The 13,914-nt window shown below is 54.6% G+C and carries 18 protein-coding genes; 11 read left to right on the top strand and 7 right to left on the bottom strand.

The genetic code is table 11. The annotated features are described in order from the left end of the window. The first annotated feature begins 519 nt into the window (after window positions 1-519). The 9 genes from ACWHYZ_RS23370 to ACWHYZ_RS23330 all read left to right on the top strand — a co-directional run bounded on the left by ACWHYZ_RS23370 (window position 520) and on the right by ACWHYZ_RS23330 (window position 7,013). Window positions 520-840, top strand: a complete 321-nt coding sequence (locus ACWHYZ_RS23370) for a PilZ domain-containing protein (protein WP_447985069.1) — start codon at window positions 520-522, stop codon at window positions 838-840. Between the two features lie 812 nt (window positions 841-1,652). After that, a complete protein-coding gene (locus tag ACWHYZ_RS23365; protein WP_447985068.1) occupies window positions 1,653-1,973 on the top strand; it encodes a hypothetical protein in 321 nt (106 codons plus the stop codon). A gap of 465 nt (window positions 1,974-2,438) precedes the next feature. Beyond that, window positions 2,439-2,771: a small metal-binding protein SmbP gene (gene smbP, locus ACWHYZ_RS23360; RefSeq protein ID WP_447985067.1), complete on the top strand. Its 333-nt coding sequence runs from the start codon at window positions 2,439-2,441 to the stop codon at window positions 2,769-2,771. Window positions 2,772-3,178: 407 nt separating this feature from the next. Continuing rightward, complete coding sequence (locus ACWHYZ_RS23355) at window positions 3,179-3,781, top strand: DUF4142 domain-containing protein (RefSeq protein WP_447985066.1); 603 nt, start codon at window positions 3,179-3,181, stop codon at window positions 3,779-3,781. 155 nt (window positions 3,782-3,936) lie between these two features. Next, entirely contained in the window at window positions 3,937-4,116 is a 180-nt protein-coding gene (locus ACWHYZ_RS23350) for a hypothetical protein (protein WP_447985065.1), read from the top strand. Between the two features lie 242 nt (window positions 4,117-4,358). After that, window positions 4,359-4,811 (top strand): S41 family peptidase, encoded by a 453-nt coding sequence (locus ACWHYZ_RS23345; protein WP_447985064.1) that lies wholly within the window; start codon window positions 4,359-4,361, stop codon window positions 4,809-4,811. 1,004 nt (window positions 4,812-5,815) lie between these two features. Continuing rightward, window positions 5,816-6,331, top strand: a complete 516-nt coding sequence (locus tag ACWHYZ_RS23340) for an FKBP-type peptidyl-prolyl cis-trans isomerase (protein WP_447985063.1) — start codon at window positions 5,816-5,818, stop codon at window positions 6,329-6,331. A 151-nt stretch (window positions 6,332-6,482) separates the two neighbouring features. Further along, window positions 6,483-6,728 carry a universal stress protein gene (locus tag ACWHYZ_RS23335; RefSeq protein ID WP_447985062.1) on the top strand — a complete coding sequence of 82 codons (246 nt, stop codon included), beginning with the start codon at window positions 6,483-6,485 and terminating at the stop codon, window positions 6,726-6,728. Between the two features lie 39 nt (window positions 6,729-6,767). Next, a complete protein-coding gene (locus ACWHYZ_RS23330; protein WP_447987633.1) occupies window positions 6,768-7,013 on the top strand; it encodes a CBS domain-containing protein in 246 nt (81 codons plus the stop codon). Window positions 7,014-7,040: 27 nt separating this feature from the next. On the opposite strand, the gene ACWHYZ_RS23325 is transcribed toward ACWHYZ_RS23330, so the two are convergent. The 4 genes from ACWHYZ_RS23325 to ACWHYZ_RS23310 all read right to left on the bottom strand — a co-directional run bounded on the left by ACWHYZ_RS23325 (window position 7,041) and on the right by ACWHYZ_RS23310 (window position 9,431). Beyond that, the gene (locus tag ACWHYZ_RS23325) at window positions 7,041-7,508 is read right to left on the bottom strand and encodes an FKBP-type peptidyl-prolyl cis-trans isomerase (RefSeq protein WP_447985061.1); all 468 of its coding nucleotides are present in this window, start codon (window positions 7,506-7,508) and stop codon (window positions 7,041-7,043) included. 58 nt (window positions 7,509-7,566) lie between these two features. Continuing rightward, window positions 7,567-8,055, bottom strand: coding sequence for a hypothetical protein (locus ACWHYZ_RS23320; protein WP_447985060.1), 489 nt, complete (start codon window positions 8,053-8,055; stop codon window positions 7,567-7,569). Window positions 8,056-8,439: 384 nt separating this feature from the next. Beyond that, window positions 8,440-9,054, bottom strand: a complete 615-nt coding sequence (locus ACWHYZ_RS23315) for a Tll0287-like domain-containing protein (protein WP_447985059.1) — start codon at window positions 9,052-9,054, stop codon at window positions 8,440-8,442. A 197-nt stretch (window positions 9,055-9,251) separates the two neighbouring features. Next, entirely contained in the window at window positions 9,252-9,431 is a 180-nt protein-coding gene (locus ACWHYZ_RS23310; RefSeq protein WP_447985058.1) for a hypothetical protein, read from the bottom strand. A gap of 310 nt (window positions 9,432-9,741) precedes the next feature. Here ACWHYZ_RS23310 and ACWHYZ_RS23305 point away from each other — a divergent pair, with 310 nt between their 5' ends. Further along, on the top strand, window positions 9,742-10,200 hold the full coding sequence (locus ACWHYZ_RS23305) for a thermonuclease family protein (RefSeq protein ID WP_447985057.1): 459 nt from the start codon (window positions 9,742-9,744) through the stop codon (window positions 10,198-10,200). A gap of 376 nt (window positions 10,201-10,576) precedes the next feature. On the opposite strand, the gene ACWHYZ_RS23300 is transcribed toward ACWHYZ_RS23305, so the two are convergent. Next, complete coding sequence (locus ACWHYZ_RS23300) at window positions 10,577-11,020, bottom strand: CBS domain-containing protein (protein ID WP_447985056.1); 444 nt, start codon at window positions 11,018-11,020, stop codon at window positions 10,577-10,579. Between the two features lie 213 nt (window positions 11,021-11,233). Between ACWHYZ_RS23300 and ACWHYZ_RS23295 the strand changes: the two genes are divergently transcribed. Beyond that, the gene (locus tag ACWHYZ_RS23295) at window positions 11,234-11,461 is read left to right on the top strand and encodes a CBS domain-containing protein (protein ID WP_447985055.1); all 228 of its coding nucleotides are present in this window, start codon (window positions 11,234-11,236) and stop codon (window positions 11,459-11,461) included. 534 nt (window positions 11,462-11,995) lie between these two features. On the opposite strand, the gene ACWHYZ_RS23290 is transcribed toward ACWHYZ_RS23295, so the two are convergent. Next, window positions 11,996-12,487, bottom strand: coding sequence for a discoidin domain-containing protein (locus ACWHYZ_RS23290; protein WP_447985054.1), 492 nt, complete (start codon window positions 12,485-12,487; stop codon window positions 11,996-11,998). Window positions 12,488-12,554: 67 nt separating this feature from the next. Beyond that, the gene (locus tag ACWHYZ_RS23285) at window positions 12,555-13,817 is read right to left on the bottom strand and encodes an MFS transporter (RefSeq protein WP_447985053.1); all 1,263 of its coding nucleotides are present in this window, start codon (window positions 13,815-13,817) and stop codon (window positions 12,555-12,557) included. Window positions 13,818-13,914: the final 97 nt, after the last annotated feature.

Genomic DNA, 13,914 nt, shown 5'->3' with positions numbered 1-13,914 from the left:
GCTGAAAAGGGAGGCCGATCGTTTTAGCCGTGGAGAGTCACTAGGGTTACGACCGAAACGACCTAAACGACAAAAGCCCCCGTCGTGAAGGACCTTAGGTCGTTAATGTCGTATATGTCGTAGCCTGCATGGTGGGTCGTGCCGTTGGCGATTGATCGGCGGCATAACCTCGACGTTCGTCGTACGACAGCTGCGGAATTGTCCGCTTCCTGAGGCTCATCTATGATCAGTCCCTCACAATTTCGAGGGAGTGATTATGTCCTGTCCACGTTGTGCCGGGCTCATGGTCCCTGTCGGGCTCATTGACTGGGATGGCGCATACCTGCTGTGTCCCGCCCATAAGTGCATGAACTGTGGAAATGTCGTGGATGCAGTCATCGCCGGCGGACATCAGTACTCACACGCGTGCCATGCGGACCGTGCGAAGTCCTCGATGTCCCGACCGGCTTTTCCAAACGTGTGTGAATCAACAACCCCAGCGTCTCCTATTGACGATCGGACCCTTTAAGCGGGCACATTATGCTTATTCTTAAGGCTGATCGGCTGGGCACAACGGCTCGCGTGCCTGTCTGCTATCCCGTCATTTTTCAAACCGATTGGTATATGGATGAAGGAGAGATCCTCAATCTGTCCCTTCCCGGTTGCGCAATCGAGTCGCCTACGTCCTTAATCCCAGGCGAGTACGTTCGTTTGCAGATGCTCTTGCCCCGTCATGCGATTCACGTTGAGGTCGCAAAGGTTCGGTGGACCGAGCGCAATCGTTTCGGACTTGAATTTCTCAAAATGGAAGAGAGCGGCAAGAAAAAACTGTGTGAGTTTGTGAGCAACTTTTATGCGTGAGCCTCTTATGGTGAGGGCGATGCGTGGCCAGATGGCGTCGTCCAGCCTTCTAATATGTAGGGTTTACTATCGCTCAATTGTGTCGTTGAAATTGTCGGAAATGGAGCGTTCTCATGAGCGAAACAAGAGTGACGTCCTCCATCTCTGAATCCCGGACCGACATACCGACAAGTCACTCATTGCCGCCCTGGGCGCGGGGTATGGCGTCGGTATGAGATTTACCGACACATACGGACAGGGGACGACGGTTGGGGCATCCATTGCGAGGCAGAGGCCACGTGTCGGTATTGATGGTACCGACGCGAATTGTCGGTCCGAGTGCGAGGGTAGGCCCTGTTGTCGGTATGTCGGTACCTATTCACGAAACGTGAGACCGGCCACGCAGTATAGCGATGAAGACCGTCACGTCTTTCAGTGAAGTTTGAAGGTTTAGCGAGTTGTTCGCACGAACGGGACCATTGTCATTCGTGTCTTAAACATGCGAGAGAAACGGATATTTGCGAACCGACACACTCTCGATGAGTTCCGGCAACGATTGAACCAGGTGTCAGGCGTGCAGTTTGGTGAAGAGGACCTTGATGGAAAGCTAAGATTTGATCTGAAGGTGCTTGAAGCTCCTCGAAATCTAGAACGGTTCAAGGAGGCAATACTCTGGGTAGTTATCACCGCTCGGCAGGCCAAGATCTAACTTCGGTTCTTTCGAGTCGCTACGAAGAGAATTACCAACTCATTTCGGTTTTCAGGGGGGCTCCTTTGTTGATACACTGGCCCCCAGTGCCGCATGTACCAGTGACTATGACGATGGGTGATCTATGAAAGCCCGATTCATCGCCGCAACCGTTTTATTACTCATCAGCAGCAGTACCATTCCGGCCATACCAACCGTCTCTTTAGGCGCGATGGAGGACCGAGAGAAGAGCGCGCCGCGCTCCTCCGTATATAAAGGGGAAGTGGTTGTGCACGAGAAAAACAAACTCATCATGAAAGACTCGAACGGACAACGCATGGAATTGCAGCTTGATGAAGACACCTTGATACAAGGGCGTCCAGGGGCACCGTTCAGGCCGGGCGATCCAATCGAAGCCGATGTGACACCCGAGGGGCACGCGAAATCCATTCGCCCGATGAGATAGACAGCCCTACTCCATAAGACTCCGCCCGAGATAACCCTCTTTTCGGCAGCTGTGCCTTTCGTGGCGAGACGTGATGCTGTCACGCGAGCCGGTCACGGCACCCAAGTGATTGCGGACACAATGGGAAGTTCTTAGCTCAATGGGAAGAATCTACGCACGTGGCACGGGAAGGTCGACTGAAGAGATTGATGCCAGGGTTTGCGTCGCATCTCTTATACGCTCTTAACCACGTGTAGGCATCGGGCAAGGCGTTGTACCATCGTGCTGTGGCGACGACCTGGAAGGAATGGTCGGCTAAACGACAAAACGCCCCATACGTCGCTAACCACGCCGGTCCACTTCTGACCAAGGTGAAGATTCCAACCTACAGAATGACGGCATGAAGAGGTGTTCGGACCAACTAACCGACCTGATGTCGGATTCGAAGGATCGTCCGTCCGGCGCCGAGGGAAGATATGCATCGTTATGCGCTTAACACATCATGTGATCACAGTCCTGATGATATTGAGCTCGGTTCTCGCCGGGTGTGCTCGACAGGATCAGTACATCGCCGCAGCGTTGGAGCATGCAGATCAGGCCATAACGAACGGCCACCGAAAGGATAACAACGCTCTCGCTGAACAAGCCACTGTGGCACTCCGTTACGCATGGCTTGCGGAACGGAACAACCAAGGCCGTCGTCTACAAGACCCAATACGCGTATTAAAGGAGGCCATCAATCATGCCCGCTATGGTCGCACTGAGGCCGGTGTACAAGCCGTCAAAAATGCCTACAAGCTGCTCGCTGAGATTGAGTAAACGCCAATTGCGGTTGAGCGCGGGGACCCCAATCGCGGCCATGGGAACTTGATAAAGGACTGAATCGCTTCAGCGCACCTCGGACTCTTCAGCAATAACCCGAAGCCTCGGCACTGCGGCGACTCAAGCTATCCCGACACAGTCGTGGCCCGGTTCTTTACATCACAATACGACTCCGACTGCCTGCGGCAGCCGTATCGACACGAGATACTCCCATTGATCAGAAATGGAATAGCGAGGTCGCATTGATCCTCATCATCGCCATCTCAACCGATGCCTCCTCGACCCATTAGGTGTTACAAGGTGCTCAGTATGACGATCACGACCTGTAGAAGGAGAGAAAAATGGTAAGGATGTACCGAAATGCCGTCATTATGATAGCGGCTTTAGCGTTTGGAGCGTGCGCCATGACCGGTGCATCAAATGACGGGATGCCGCAGCAGAAATCGGGAACTAGGGAGGAGGGCAAGACCGGCACGCAAATGAAGGCACAACAAGGATCACCCGAGGCCCGGCTGCTGGGATTTCTCAATCACGCGAATAAAGGAGATTTGGAAGGGGGTCGTCTTGCACAGGAGCGCGGCGATAGTCTGGCGGTCAAGACCTATGGCCGAGAGATGGAAGTGGACCACATGCAGATGCTTCAGGAATCAGCAGGTACCGCGGCGCGTCTTGGGGTGCTACCTGTCATCGGGCCCGAGACACAGTCACTCGTCCACGATCATGAGAGGGCCATGCAAAAGCTGCAAGCATCATCGGACAAGGAATTCGACCAGTCGTATGTCTCCCATGAGATTGAGATGCACAAGCAGGTCTTGAAAACGTTGGGCTCACTGGCAGGGCAAACACGAGATCCGCAGCTCACACAAATGGTGGCCGGTGCGCGTCCCATCCTGGAGGCCCACCTCAAGGCCGCCCAGCGGCTCATGGCTGAACAGCAGGAATCTGAAGGACCGCTAGGCGAAAGCGGTCAACCTGGGGAGGAAAGGAAGCACCGCTTTTCACCCTGAGAGTGTGCACCAAAGGATTCCAGAATTATATAGTGCGAAGTGTATGGCATAGCGTCTCCATACAGCGAGGACAACAAGCCGCGGGCGTAGTGCTTTCTCTGTCGTACAGAGAGGCTTTGACGGCGCCATTACCAGAAGAAAAGGGAAATAGGTACATGAGCATTGAGCCAGATCCATCCAGGGTGCAATTTGACCTTACGAAGGAGCAAGCCGAGCTGCTTCGTGATTGCTTGTTCATCCAGGCTGAGCAAAATCCTGGTCAGCGGACCAAAATCCTGGCCCTTCATGAGCAGGTGATGGGGGCATTGAGCGACGTGAAGCCGCTCCAGCCTTGAAGGCGTTGCTTATTGGAGACCATGCTGGTTTGTGGAGGATGATCCCAAAAGGTCAGTCCCACCAGCGCAAGGTAGATGATGTGGTTTGGACTGTGATTCCCCAAAGATAAGTCACGTGGACCGTTCCGTAGAGTAGTAATCACACGTGGTTTGTAGCCGACGCGCTGTGAAAGGTATGCTTTCTATACAGGTACACCGCCCGGCTTTATGGCGTAGATACCTGAGACGAAGGAGAGAAAGGAATGCACAGTATGATAAAAGCTATCCCAGTGTTTACGTTGCTCGCGCTGTTGTTGAGCGTTGGGGTGAGCACGTCAGAAGAAGCTATCGGTCAGAACCCTAACGCACATCAAAAAGAAGCAGATGTTCTGAACGGGGTGATCGGTGTATCGCTTCAGGTTGGGGCGGAGCGGGTGGGAGATCCTGCGGTCTTATATGTGGGCATGGTACATCCTGAGGGGCCGGCTCATGAAGCGGGTCTCGCACACGGAGACGAAATTACGGCAGTGGACGGCGTGCCTGTGTCCGGTAAGACGTATGAGCAGCTTGTGAAGACGATTCGTGGCACAGCGGGGACTGTTGTCAAACTGGGTGTGAAAGGTGAGGCGGGGACGCGAGAAGTTTCTATCCCGCGTGTGCCGAGCGAGAGCCTTTCGAAGGGACCAGTGGGAAGCTACGGCGTCCCGTCTCGTTGAATACCTCCTGAAGCGGCATAAGATTACGAATGCGTTCTCATGACCCCGACACGGTTTGGCTCCACTGCCCTCTACTCAGGTTGCAGGATATCTGTTGGCATTCAAGCGTGATTCATGCATTGCCACCGTCCATCACACACGGTCTTTTCCGCAACGACGAAGGCTTGCTCGCACTCAAGGGATTGCGACGCTTTTAGTTTGCCAGGACTACATTGCGGTCGCAAAACCATTCGTTCACGCCTTTGTCCACGCTCGGTGCTTCCTTCTTATTAACGTCTTTTATACCCGAGGCGGAGCGATGCGCTTGTCAAGTTGCGCGTCCGAAGGATGTCGCACCCGCGATTGCCTCTCGTCTTCGACCATCCTGCGGTGCGACTCGCTCCATGAAGGAAGTTCAGCAGTGTCCTGATTCCAGTGGACAACGGACGCCTCGTCACACCAGTTGAAGAGCTTCGGCATCGCACCCTTGTGGGCCCCTGATTGCATGAAGGCTCGCATGGCGTCCTGTCGGACCATGCCGTGAGTGACCAGAACGTCAGGCGTTGATTCGCGCAGTCCCGTCGCGTTCAGGTTCCCTGGCGCACGCCTCGCGTGCACGCCACTCAAGAAAGCCAGCCACAGGAAGGCCGGAAAGAACCTGATCGAACGCAGACATATCGTGTCACGGAGATGAAGATCAACTTATCCGCCATGGCTGCGGTGTGAAAAACAGTGCCCCCTGATTCGGACGTCAGACAGTCACCGACCAAGGGCTTCGACATAACATGCCGACACACATGCTCGCTACTCCAATGCTGTAATGGGCTTCGGAGTGTGACGATTACAGCAACCTGAAATAACCCGTATTCCCCTGAGGGGAAACGATCGCAACCTCGTGTTGATGATCTGCGTTTCGGGATTGCGGTGGTTCTGCCATGACACGAACCACGAGATCGCGGTCCGTCACCATGTCGAGTAGCCGTTTTCCCGTCGCAAATTGGAATGGCACCTAAGCAGGGTGACACATGTGCTGCTCTCCTATTTATATATGGCATCGCGCTTGCGCCTCTAAGGCGGTGTGGATCTACAAGGATAAAAAACATGACCTTGAAAGGAGAGCATACGATGAGACCAATCGAAACATTCGTTTGGCGCTGGCACTGGGTATTGGCACGGCGAATGCCGCGACGCTTCCGTCTCAAGAGGGTCCGGTAGGTGAGCAACGTGTCATGCCTGCTGAGGAACACGTCGTCACAGGCGGGGCCAACGTGACGATTGCTTTTACCCTCATGGTGCCGGAAACCAACCAGCGCATCCCAGGCGTTGTCAGTGAGTATACTGCCGGTGAGGAGGAGATTATTCCGGCCCTGGACGATGCGTTGATGGGGATGAAACCAGGCGAGCAGAACCGAGTAGAATTACGGCCTGACGAGGCCTTTGGACCGTATGATGATCAGAAGATCATGGAAATCCGCCGAGACCTGCTTCCCCTACAGCACGGACAGGATCGATCTACGAATTGCTTGACGGTCAGCCAATGACCGTCGTGGACCTTAACCACCCTCTTGCCGGCAAACATCTCATCTTCGATGTCAAGGTATGGGAGTGGAACAACTGGCCAACGCGCTGGGGGTTTTGTAACCCTCAGAGTCCGTGATGACGCTCTTTGGTCTAACGACTTGATTAACGAACATGCAGCTACTGAACACAATTCTCTTCGCTACGGATTTCTCTGAAGGCGCAGGGCGTGGGCAGGAGGTTGCGTTCTTTCTCGCGTCGGCGTGTCGCGCTAAACTCAAAGTCCTGCATGTCGTGGCATATCAGCCGAGTGCATTTCCTGATTATGTAATGAGCGACGAGGTCATCGATGAGATTCGCTTTGGCATCAGGCGGCAGCTTGACGAATTAGTCAGCCGCGCAGGGGAACGTGAGGGGTAGCCAGCAGATCATCGAGACAGCGAGGATACTCCTTCCGTGATGGAGTGGGGAACCATCGGTCTGAACTTCAGTCTGGCCGAACTGGCAGAGGGTGAGAAGGTGCGCGAGCAGCTGCACAATCCTCAGGAACGAAGCCTGCACACCAATCCGGTGACCTGTTATGCGGACCACGACATCGAGGACTGCCTGAAACAGGTGAGACTGCACCCGGTGCGTCGCATCCCCGTAATCGATGAAGACGGCTGTGTAGGTATAGAGCGACGCCCTCTTCGACGGTCGCGATGAAGCTGACGTTTAGCGGACCCCTCTGTATTAGGGCGAACTTGGTGTAGCGTCCGAACCCGATTCCTTGACTATCTCCACCAGCGTGATATCAAAAACCAGATCTTTTCCGGCCAGCGGGTGGTTGGCATCAAGTTTGACCCCACCTTCCGAAACATCCGTGACGCGCACTGGAATCCGTTGTCCATCTGCATCAGGGACCTGCAATTGCATGCCGACTTCAGGATTTACCCCTTCAGCTCGGAACATCGCGCCATCAACTCTGACACAAAGCGCTTCTTGGTATGGGCCATATGCGAGGTCACTGGCGATCCGCTCTGTCTTCGACTCTCCCGGTGTCATTCCTATGACAGCCTGATTCAATCCACTAATGACATCGACAGTTCCGAGGGTGAATTCCAAGGCGTCTTGTCCTTCTGAAGAATCGAAGACCTGCCCGTCCTGTAGCTTTCCCGTGTAATGCACACGGACTGTATCACCCACTTGAGCATGTCTCACCGTGTATCCTCCAAAGAAATCATTGCTTGTTCAAGGCAGTGCCGGGGCCGCAGTTATTTTATTCCAATGCTAAAGACGTCATGCTTGCTCGGCATGGCTTGCCGCCTTTATCGGGCCGGATCCACATCCATACGTTCGTGACGTCTTCTGCCGGGACCTGCCATTGCTCGTGCTCAAATGTCGTACCGGGAGGACTAAAATTGTACTCCTGGCACAAAATCTGTCGGTACGTCTGCCCTCCATCAACGGAAATTGAGAGCGCGAGTTCTTGTGTCCTACTGACGTCCGGTTCTTCGACTTCCAGAGTCACTCGGTGAAGCGTATGTGGAGTGTCAAAGGAGAACACGACGCTTTGGTCGCCCGGCTCGTCGGCAATCCAGCGCGTGCCGCCTGGGCCAGAATGGCCATCACAAATACAGTCAATTGGATGTTCGGGCATTTCTGAGGACACCGACACGACAGCGTCATCAGCGAGGGAGATTGATTCTTGTGAAATACGGGGATGGCGGGACGACTGGGGCACTTTGAGTATGGCTTTTCGCAGCATGGGGTGTCTCCTCCTTCAGTAACTGAGACGTGACCACACACTTCTCGTTGGTTCGCTCTGCGCGGTCGTTCGTACACTTGTACCGTACGTGTGGAGGTCAGAGAATATCAGCCAGATCCTCTAGTTCCTGTAGGCACTATCAAGCCACGCGGCTGCTTGCTAACACTCTGGCATCGAGAATTCCTCGGCCCAACTGCCGGCTCCCCGCTGCAGGTCCGCGGCTCTACGCTATGATTCCTGGTTTCGATGGCCGGGCATTTCTCCGGGAAAGCCAACGGCTGTAATGGATGCCTGGGCACGCGAAGTTGGAAGCACGTGGGACATGATGATCGGCGGGGCTTGAGGTCCTTCCTCCTACTCCGCAAGTGCAGTGTCCGACGGCCGTCACTCCTCCGCGGGGATGCTGATCACGACCGCCCCCATCACGTCTCCACGCTTGAAGTCGCGCTTCGGACTCACCGGATCGGAATTATGGCACCCGATGCAGGCTTGCGTCACAGCGATATCGGCATAAATGGCCGTGAACCATTTATCCTTGCCGGTTGTCATATTTGTGCCAGTTGTAACGATACCGGCATACGACCGGTCCGGGTTCGCCTCCACCGCGTCCAGTCCCTTCTTTTCAAAGTCCGACTCTGGAGCATTGTCAGGATTGATCGGCCAGCGGCTGATGAGCTTATAGCGAACCGGACTGCCGGTGGTCGCCCCAAGGTTATTGGCCTCCACCAGGAATTGCGCGGGCAGAGGTAACGTGGGCGCCGTACGCCAGTTGTGCGAGGCGACCATAGCGCCTTTCATTTGTAGCCGCTCGACCACCTGCACTGTATAGAACATACGATGCGATTCGATCACGGCATGTAGGTAGTCGGTTGCCTGGATGGCCGGCATCTTCAGGTTCACGCCCCTATCCGGTTGGCGCTCCTTCGATCCGAGGGAAAGTCCCGCCATCAAAACGACCATACCAATTGCGAACATACCCAACCCCAATTGACGATGCATGCTCCCCCCGTTTCTCTGCCATGAACGGGCAGCCGTCTGAGTTTCCGTTACCACTTCATAACGACAAGTGGTTTCTGATTCTCACACGCAGGATTATGGCTGTGAAACCTAAAATCCGATCGATCTCAATTCCGCCACGGTAGAAGGCGTAAGGCAATGACGACGTAGAACGTGTCTCAATCCAAGACGTTTTGGTCTTAGACAGTCGGCCTGTTTTCTCGTTCGCGTTTGTCTTGTTCGCGCGCTTCCTCAATAGGAAACTTTTCGCATGGCTTATGGGCACCATGACCGCCTCGACTCACTTCATCCCGATAGCGTTCCTCTTCCTTCGCTCGCTTCCGGTTCGCCTCGTCTAAATCCGTATGATCATCCGCCATGTGTCCAACCTCCCTTTACAGAGAAAGGCTTGAATTTACATGTCTTCGATACGTAACGCATGATTCATCGTACTTGTGCGTCGCTATTAAATTCTGTAGGCACGCAGACGACAGCTGAAACCAGTGGCATAGCTCTAAGCACCACGAGGTCAGCTCATTTCCACACCGAAGGACAGCGGGACTAATTTCTTATGATAATAGCCGCGATAGCCTTTTCAACGATGGCCTTGTGTTTCAATTGGGAGATAGCTTTATCCTGGTCAAAGTGCGCTAGGACTAATGGGACAGCATGTTGTGTAGGTTTGCGATTATGTCAGCTTCACGCCTGACTATGTTGATACTGATTTTCGTGCTCCTCGTCTCCTGCGATACTCGTCCTGTTGGTCTGCCTACTGATGAAGCTACGAGACCATTACGTGTCAAGGCGTTCCATGGTTGTCACGACGGCGACACCTGTACGGTATCGCTGGCGGATCTCCCTCCGCTCTTTGGCAACCATATCAATATCCGCATCCTTGGGATGATGCTCCAGAATTTGAACGCGCCCTGTGAACGTGAACAGTCGCTGGCGCAGCAGGCCAAAGCGTTGACAGAGAGCACCCTTAGAGAGGGGAAGCGGATTGAGATCACCGATGTGCTGCGGGATAAAGATTTTAGAATTCTTGGACGGCTTGTGGTGGATGGCGAAGATCTGGGGTCGGAACTGTTAGCCGCTGGATTAGCCGTTGCCTACAATGGCGGGGCCAAGATCACAGACTGGTGTCGATGATGGGGGGCAACGTCACGAAAAACTAAGTAGGTCACGATGAGAAGATTGTTCAGCTCTAAAAGGAATCGATTCCGTCATGCGTTTACTGCAGCATGAAGAATTCCGGTGTGTCGCCATACCATAATCAATGCCGCTCGGTTCTACACCTTTCATGATGATAGGCCGACCTGCCTTGCCACAATGACGGCAACAATCGTCTGGTACAAGCGAATGGACTAACGTCATCGCGGTGCAGGAACGCCCCAGTTTTACACCAGGCGCTCCGCCTAGGTCGGCCTCCTTCGCGCCTTCTTTCGGGTCGTCGGAGAGATCGCGCTCGCCCTTCGGTTCACAATGATCGGGCAAGCTGTAATAAGCGGCCTTTCTGGTCCGATTGTCACGCAGCTCGCTTGGCATGTCCAGGCCTGGATACTTCCCGTAGGGTATCGTAGATCTCCTGCGGGCTTTGAATATATAGGGCCAGATCCCCTTGGGAAATGATGCCCATACAGCAACCATGTTCATCTATCACGACGATGCGACGGACCTGATGCTGCTTCATAAGCTGCTCACAGTATTCGACATTGTCCTGTGGACCACAGGTCAGGAGATGGGTCGTCATACAATTCGAGATAGTTACTGCTGCCGGGCTGTAGCCTTTGGCGATCACGCCCAAACAGAGATCTCTATCCGTCACAATTCCAATCAGCTTCTTGCTCGCACCATCGATAACTGGGAGCGCCCCAACATTTTCTTGCTCCATAATCCTGGCAGCTGCCTCAGACGTCATACTCGGCGTGCAAACTTTCGGATTAGGGGTCATCAAATTCTTCGCATTCATGGTGTTCTCCTCTTCGGCTGACTAATTGCGGTAAGTGGCGTTGTGCTTTGGTGGGAAGGTAAACGCGTGTCGCGTGTGTTACCGGTCGCCTCAATATGGCGTATGTCTTTAGGTGCAGCAAGCGGCCGACTGCTTACATCTTGTCACTTTGCTAGACACCCTAATAAGATGGCTGAACACCGTGATCCTCAAACGGAGACAATCAGAAGTATCATGACCACCGATGTGGATTACTGCTATGAGGATGAAACGGTCGAAGAAGGGGCGCAGGTAATGCAAGATCGTCAGGTGCGGCGTATGCCCATCATTAATCACGACAACGAACTGGTCGGCATCGTGTCATTGGGCGACGTCGCCGTGAAGGGCACCGACAAGAGCACGACCGTGGAGGCCCTGAAACAGATCTCCCAGCCAGCCGCCCCTCAGCGAGAAGGCATGTAAGCGTTCGTCGGTTGACTGCATGGGCTCCATGATGGTGACCATGCCTCATCGGTGAGGAGGGACAACAACCGCATACAACCTTGTTTATCTATGCCATGAGCGCGTTTAAGCCGCATGCGATCACAAGATGCGATACGTCTGTTGAAGGAAGGCATTAATCACGCACGGTATGGTCGCTCGGACGCCAGTGTACAAGCCATCAAAGATGCCTATAACCTTGCTCGCAGAAATCGAGTAGGGAAGTCGGCATACTGACAGCAAGTGCGAACTTACAACAGCACGAATGCGGATTGTACGGCGAGAACCGGACATCGTGAACCGCTCACAAACTGCCGAGCAATCCCGCGCAGATACTCGGTGGCGAGCATGGCGCAACCCAAAACATGACGGCAAAACATTGCTGGGGAAGCGGCGCCCACACAAGTCGGCTTGGCGCTTCGGCTGAATTGTCCCTTCGCGCCTGATAGACGACCATCACTGCCACAATACCTTCGGTATCCCCAGTACCTCTCACGTCTCTGCGGGCGAGACCGTTCACTGCAGTTTAAGGGATGTCACGGTAGCCCGGCTCGGCTTGTCGCCTTTGTCCGGCTTAATCACGAGACGAAGATGGGTCATATTCTCCACGGGCACCGCCCACCATTCGCGCTCAAAGGTCGTGTTAGGCGGCGAAAAGTTATATTCCTGTCTGAGTATCTCGTGATACCTGTGGCCCTCATCAACAGAGACGGCCAATGACACTTCTTGCGTCCGGCTGACCTCCGATTCCTCGATCTCCAGATTCACCTTCTGGAGGCGTTGCGGGCGGTCGAAAGCGAGAATAATGGTTTGTTCACCGACCTCTCCGGCAAGCCACCGCGTTCCACCGGGTCCATTGTGGTCATCAAACACATGGTCAATCGGATGCAATGGATCCTCCGACGATACCAGCACGCTGGCCACGTCGGGGATCGATATCATGGACGCACTCGTCGCGGGCGGCACCGTCTCGCTCGGGTCCTGTTTTACAATATGTTTTCGTAGCATGCGGCGACTCCTCGTCCAGAGCACGGTCTATCCGCGACAACGGTTTTCGATCACGTGTCCATGATGTTCAGAATTGGACCATCTCAGGCTCCACGGCAGGTGGAAATCCATAGCGCCGACCATAATAGAAGAGGATTCCGGCGGTAGACAGAAATATCAGACTGGCACCCATTAAGCTCTTGACCGGGGTAAAGACATCGGCGGCCCATCCAAAGAGGAGCATGCCGAGCATGGAGGCTGCCATGGCCGCCGTGCTGAAGGCGGTCAGTACCCGCGCCATGATCACACCGGGCGCGAGTTCCTGTAAGAAGGCCCAGGTAATGGGGTTGAACAGCGCCAGGCTTCCGCCCAGTGCGACCATGAGCGCCATGGCCAGGAGCTTCCATTTAAAGAAGCTCATGGCCGCCATGGCGACGGCACCCAACACCAGGGACGCCGACGCAATGCGTAGCCGGCCACAGAAGTGTAGGTGCGTGAGACTCGAAAGCCATAACGAGGCGAGTAACATGCCAATTCCCAATAACGACCATAAGCCGCCTAATTCGACGGCTGCCATTTCAAAGTGAGATTTTGCCAACGCAGGTAAGAGAAACACCACCGCACTCGCCGCCATGCTGTACAAGCTGGCGCCGAACATCAGCGCCATGATCATGGGATGACTCCCGAGAAATCGAAAACCGGTGAATACCTCTTCTATAAACGTCCTGGTCTCTATTCCCAAAGGTGCAGCCGGCGGGCGAAGGTGTATGGGGAGGAGACACAGGGCCGACAACAAGAACGTCACGACATTCAGAAACAGGACGTTGTGCGCCCCGACGAGGGCGATCCCGAGACCGCTGAGGGCGGGCCCAGCCAGCATGCCGATGTTGTTGGTACTCTGGAGCAACGCATTGGCAGGCGTGAGGCGCTCCGGCGACACCAGCAACGGGATGGAGGAAGCCAACGCCGGGCCAAACACGCTGGAGAAGAGCGCAATCAGAAAGACCAGCACATACAGACGAGACAGGGTCAGCACGTTCAGCAGGTGAAGCAACGGAATCAGGAGGACGAGCAGAGCTCGTAACACATCAATCCAAATCATGACGGGCTTTTTCGGGACCCGATCCAGGTACACGCCGATGGCCGGGCCTAAGAACAGGGGTGGAATGGTTTGCAGGAGCCCGATGACGGTCGTCTTCAGCGTCGATCCGGTCAACTCATAGACAAACCACAGCAAGGCGAACTTGTTTAAGCTATCCCCCACCTGCGACACCATTTGGCCCGCCCAGAGACAGGCAAAATTCCGATCACCAAGCAGCGTCCATCCACTCTTCGCTGTCGCAGCGGTCATGCGTCTTATTCTATTCCGACCGCCGCCTCGTGCGGAGTGGGAGGACGTATAACCGATGTCAGACGGCGACCACAAGGGGAGGGGGCCTGACTGACAG

The organism is Nitrospira sp. Nam74, assembly GCF_965152615.1.
This window is presented reverse-complemented; position numbering and strand designations above follow the sequence as displayed.

Excerpts from the sequence above, each read along its gene's own strand:
- ACWHYZ_RS23340 (WP_447985063.1), top strand. The coding sequence starts at position 5,816 with ATGTGCTGCTCTCCTATTTATATATGGCATCGCGCTTGCGCCTCTAAG.
- ACWHYZ_RS23320 (WP_447985060.1), bottom strand. The coding sequence starts at position 8,055 with ATGCTGCGAAAAGCCATACTCAAAGTGCCCCAGTCGTCCCGCCATCCC.
- ACWHYZ_RS23335 (WP_447985062.1), top strand. The coding sequence starts at position 6,483 with ATGCAGCTACTGAACACAATTCTCTTCGCTACGGATTTCTCTGAAGGC.
- ACWHYZ_RS23350 (WP_447985065.1), top strand. The coding sequence starts at position 3,937 with ATGAGCATTGAGCCAGATCCATCCAGGGTGCAATTTGACCTTACGAAG.
- ACWHYZ_RS23355 (WP_447985066.1), top strand. The coding sequence starts at position 3,179 with ATGACCGGTGCATCAAATGACGGGATGCCGCAGCAGAAATCGGGAACT.
- smbP (WP_447985067.1), top strand. The coding sequence starts at position 2,439 with ATGCGCTTAACACATCATGTGATCACAGTCCTGATGATATTGAGCTCG.
- ACWHYZ_RS23310 (WP_447985058.1), bottom strand. The coding sequence starts at position 9,431 with ATGGCGGATGATCATACGGATTTAGACGAGGCGAACCGGAAGCGAGCG.
- ACWHYZ_RS23330 (WP_447987633.1), top strand. The coding sequence starts at position 6,768 with ATGGAGTGGGGAACCATCGGTCTGAACTTCAGTCTGGCCGAACTGGCA.
- ACWHYZ_RS23300 (WP_447985056.1), bottom strand. The coding sequence starts at position 11,020 with ATGAATGCGAAGAATTTGATGACCCCTAATCCGAAAGTTTGCACGCCG.
- ACWHYZ_RS23285 (WP_447985053.1), bottom strand. The coding sequence starts at position 13,817 with ATGACCGCTGCGACAGCGAAGAGTGGATGGACGCTGCTTGGTGATCGG.
- ACWHYZ_RS23370 (WP_447985069.1), top strand. The coding sequence starts at position 520 with ATGCTTATTCTTAAGGCTGATCGGCTGGGCACAACGGCTCGCGTGCCT.
- ACWHYZ_RS23315 (WP_447985059.1), bottom strand. The coding sequence starts at position 9,054 with ATGCATCGTCAATTGGGGTTGGGTATGTTCGCAATTGGTATGGTCGTT.
- ACWHYZ_RS23365 (WP_447985068.1), top strand. The coding sequence starts at position 1,653 with ATGAAAGCCCGATTCATCGCCGCAACCGTTTTATTACTCATCAGCAGC.
- ACWHYZ_RS23290 (WP_447985054.1), bottom strand. The coding sequence starts at position 12,487 with ATGCTACGAAAACATATTGTAAAACAGGACCCGAGCGAGACGGTGCCG.
- ACWHYZ_RS23345 (WP_447985064.1), top strand. The coding sequence starts at position 4,359 with ATGCACAGTATGATAAAAGCTATCCCAGTGTTTACGTTGCTCGCGCTG.
- ACWHYZ_RS23295 (WP_447985055.1), top strand. The coding sequence starts at position 11,234 with ATGACCACCGATGTGGATTACTGCTATGAGGATGAAACGGTCGAAGAA.
- ACWHYZ_RS23305 (WP_447985057.1), top strand. The coding sequence starts at position 9,742 with ATGTCAGCTTCACGCCTGACTATGTTGATACTGATTTTCGTGCTCCTC.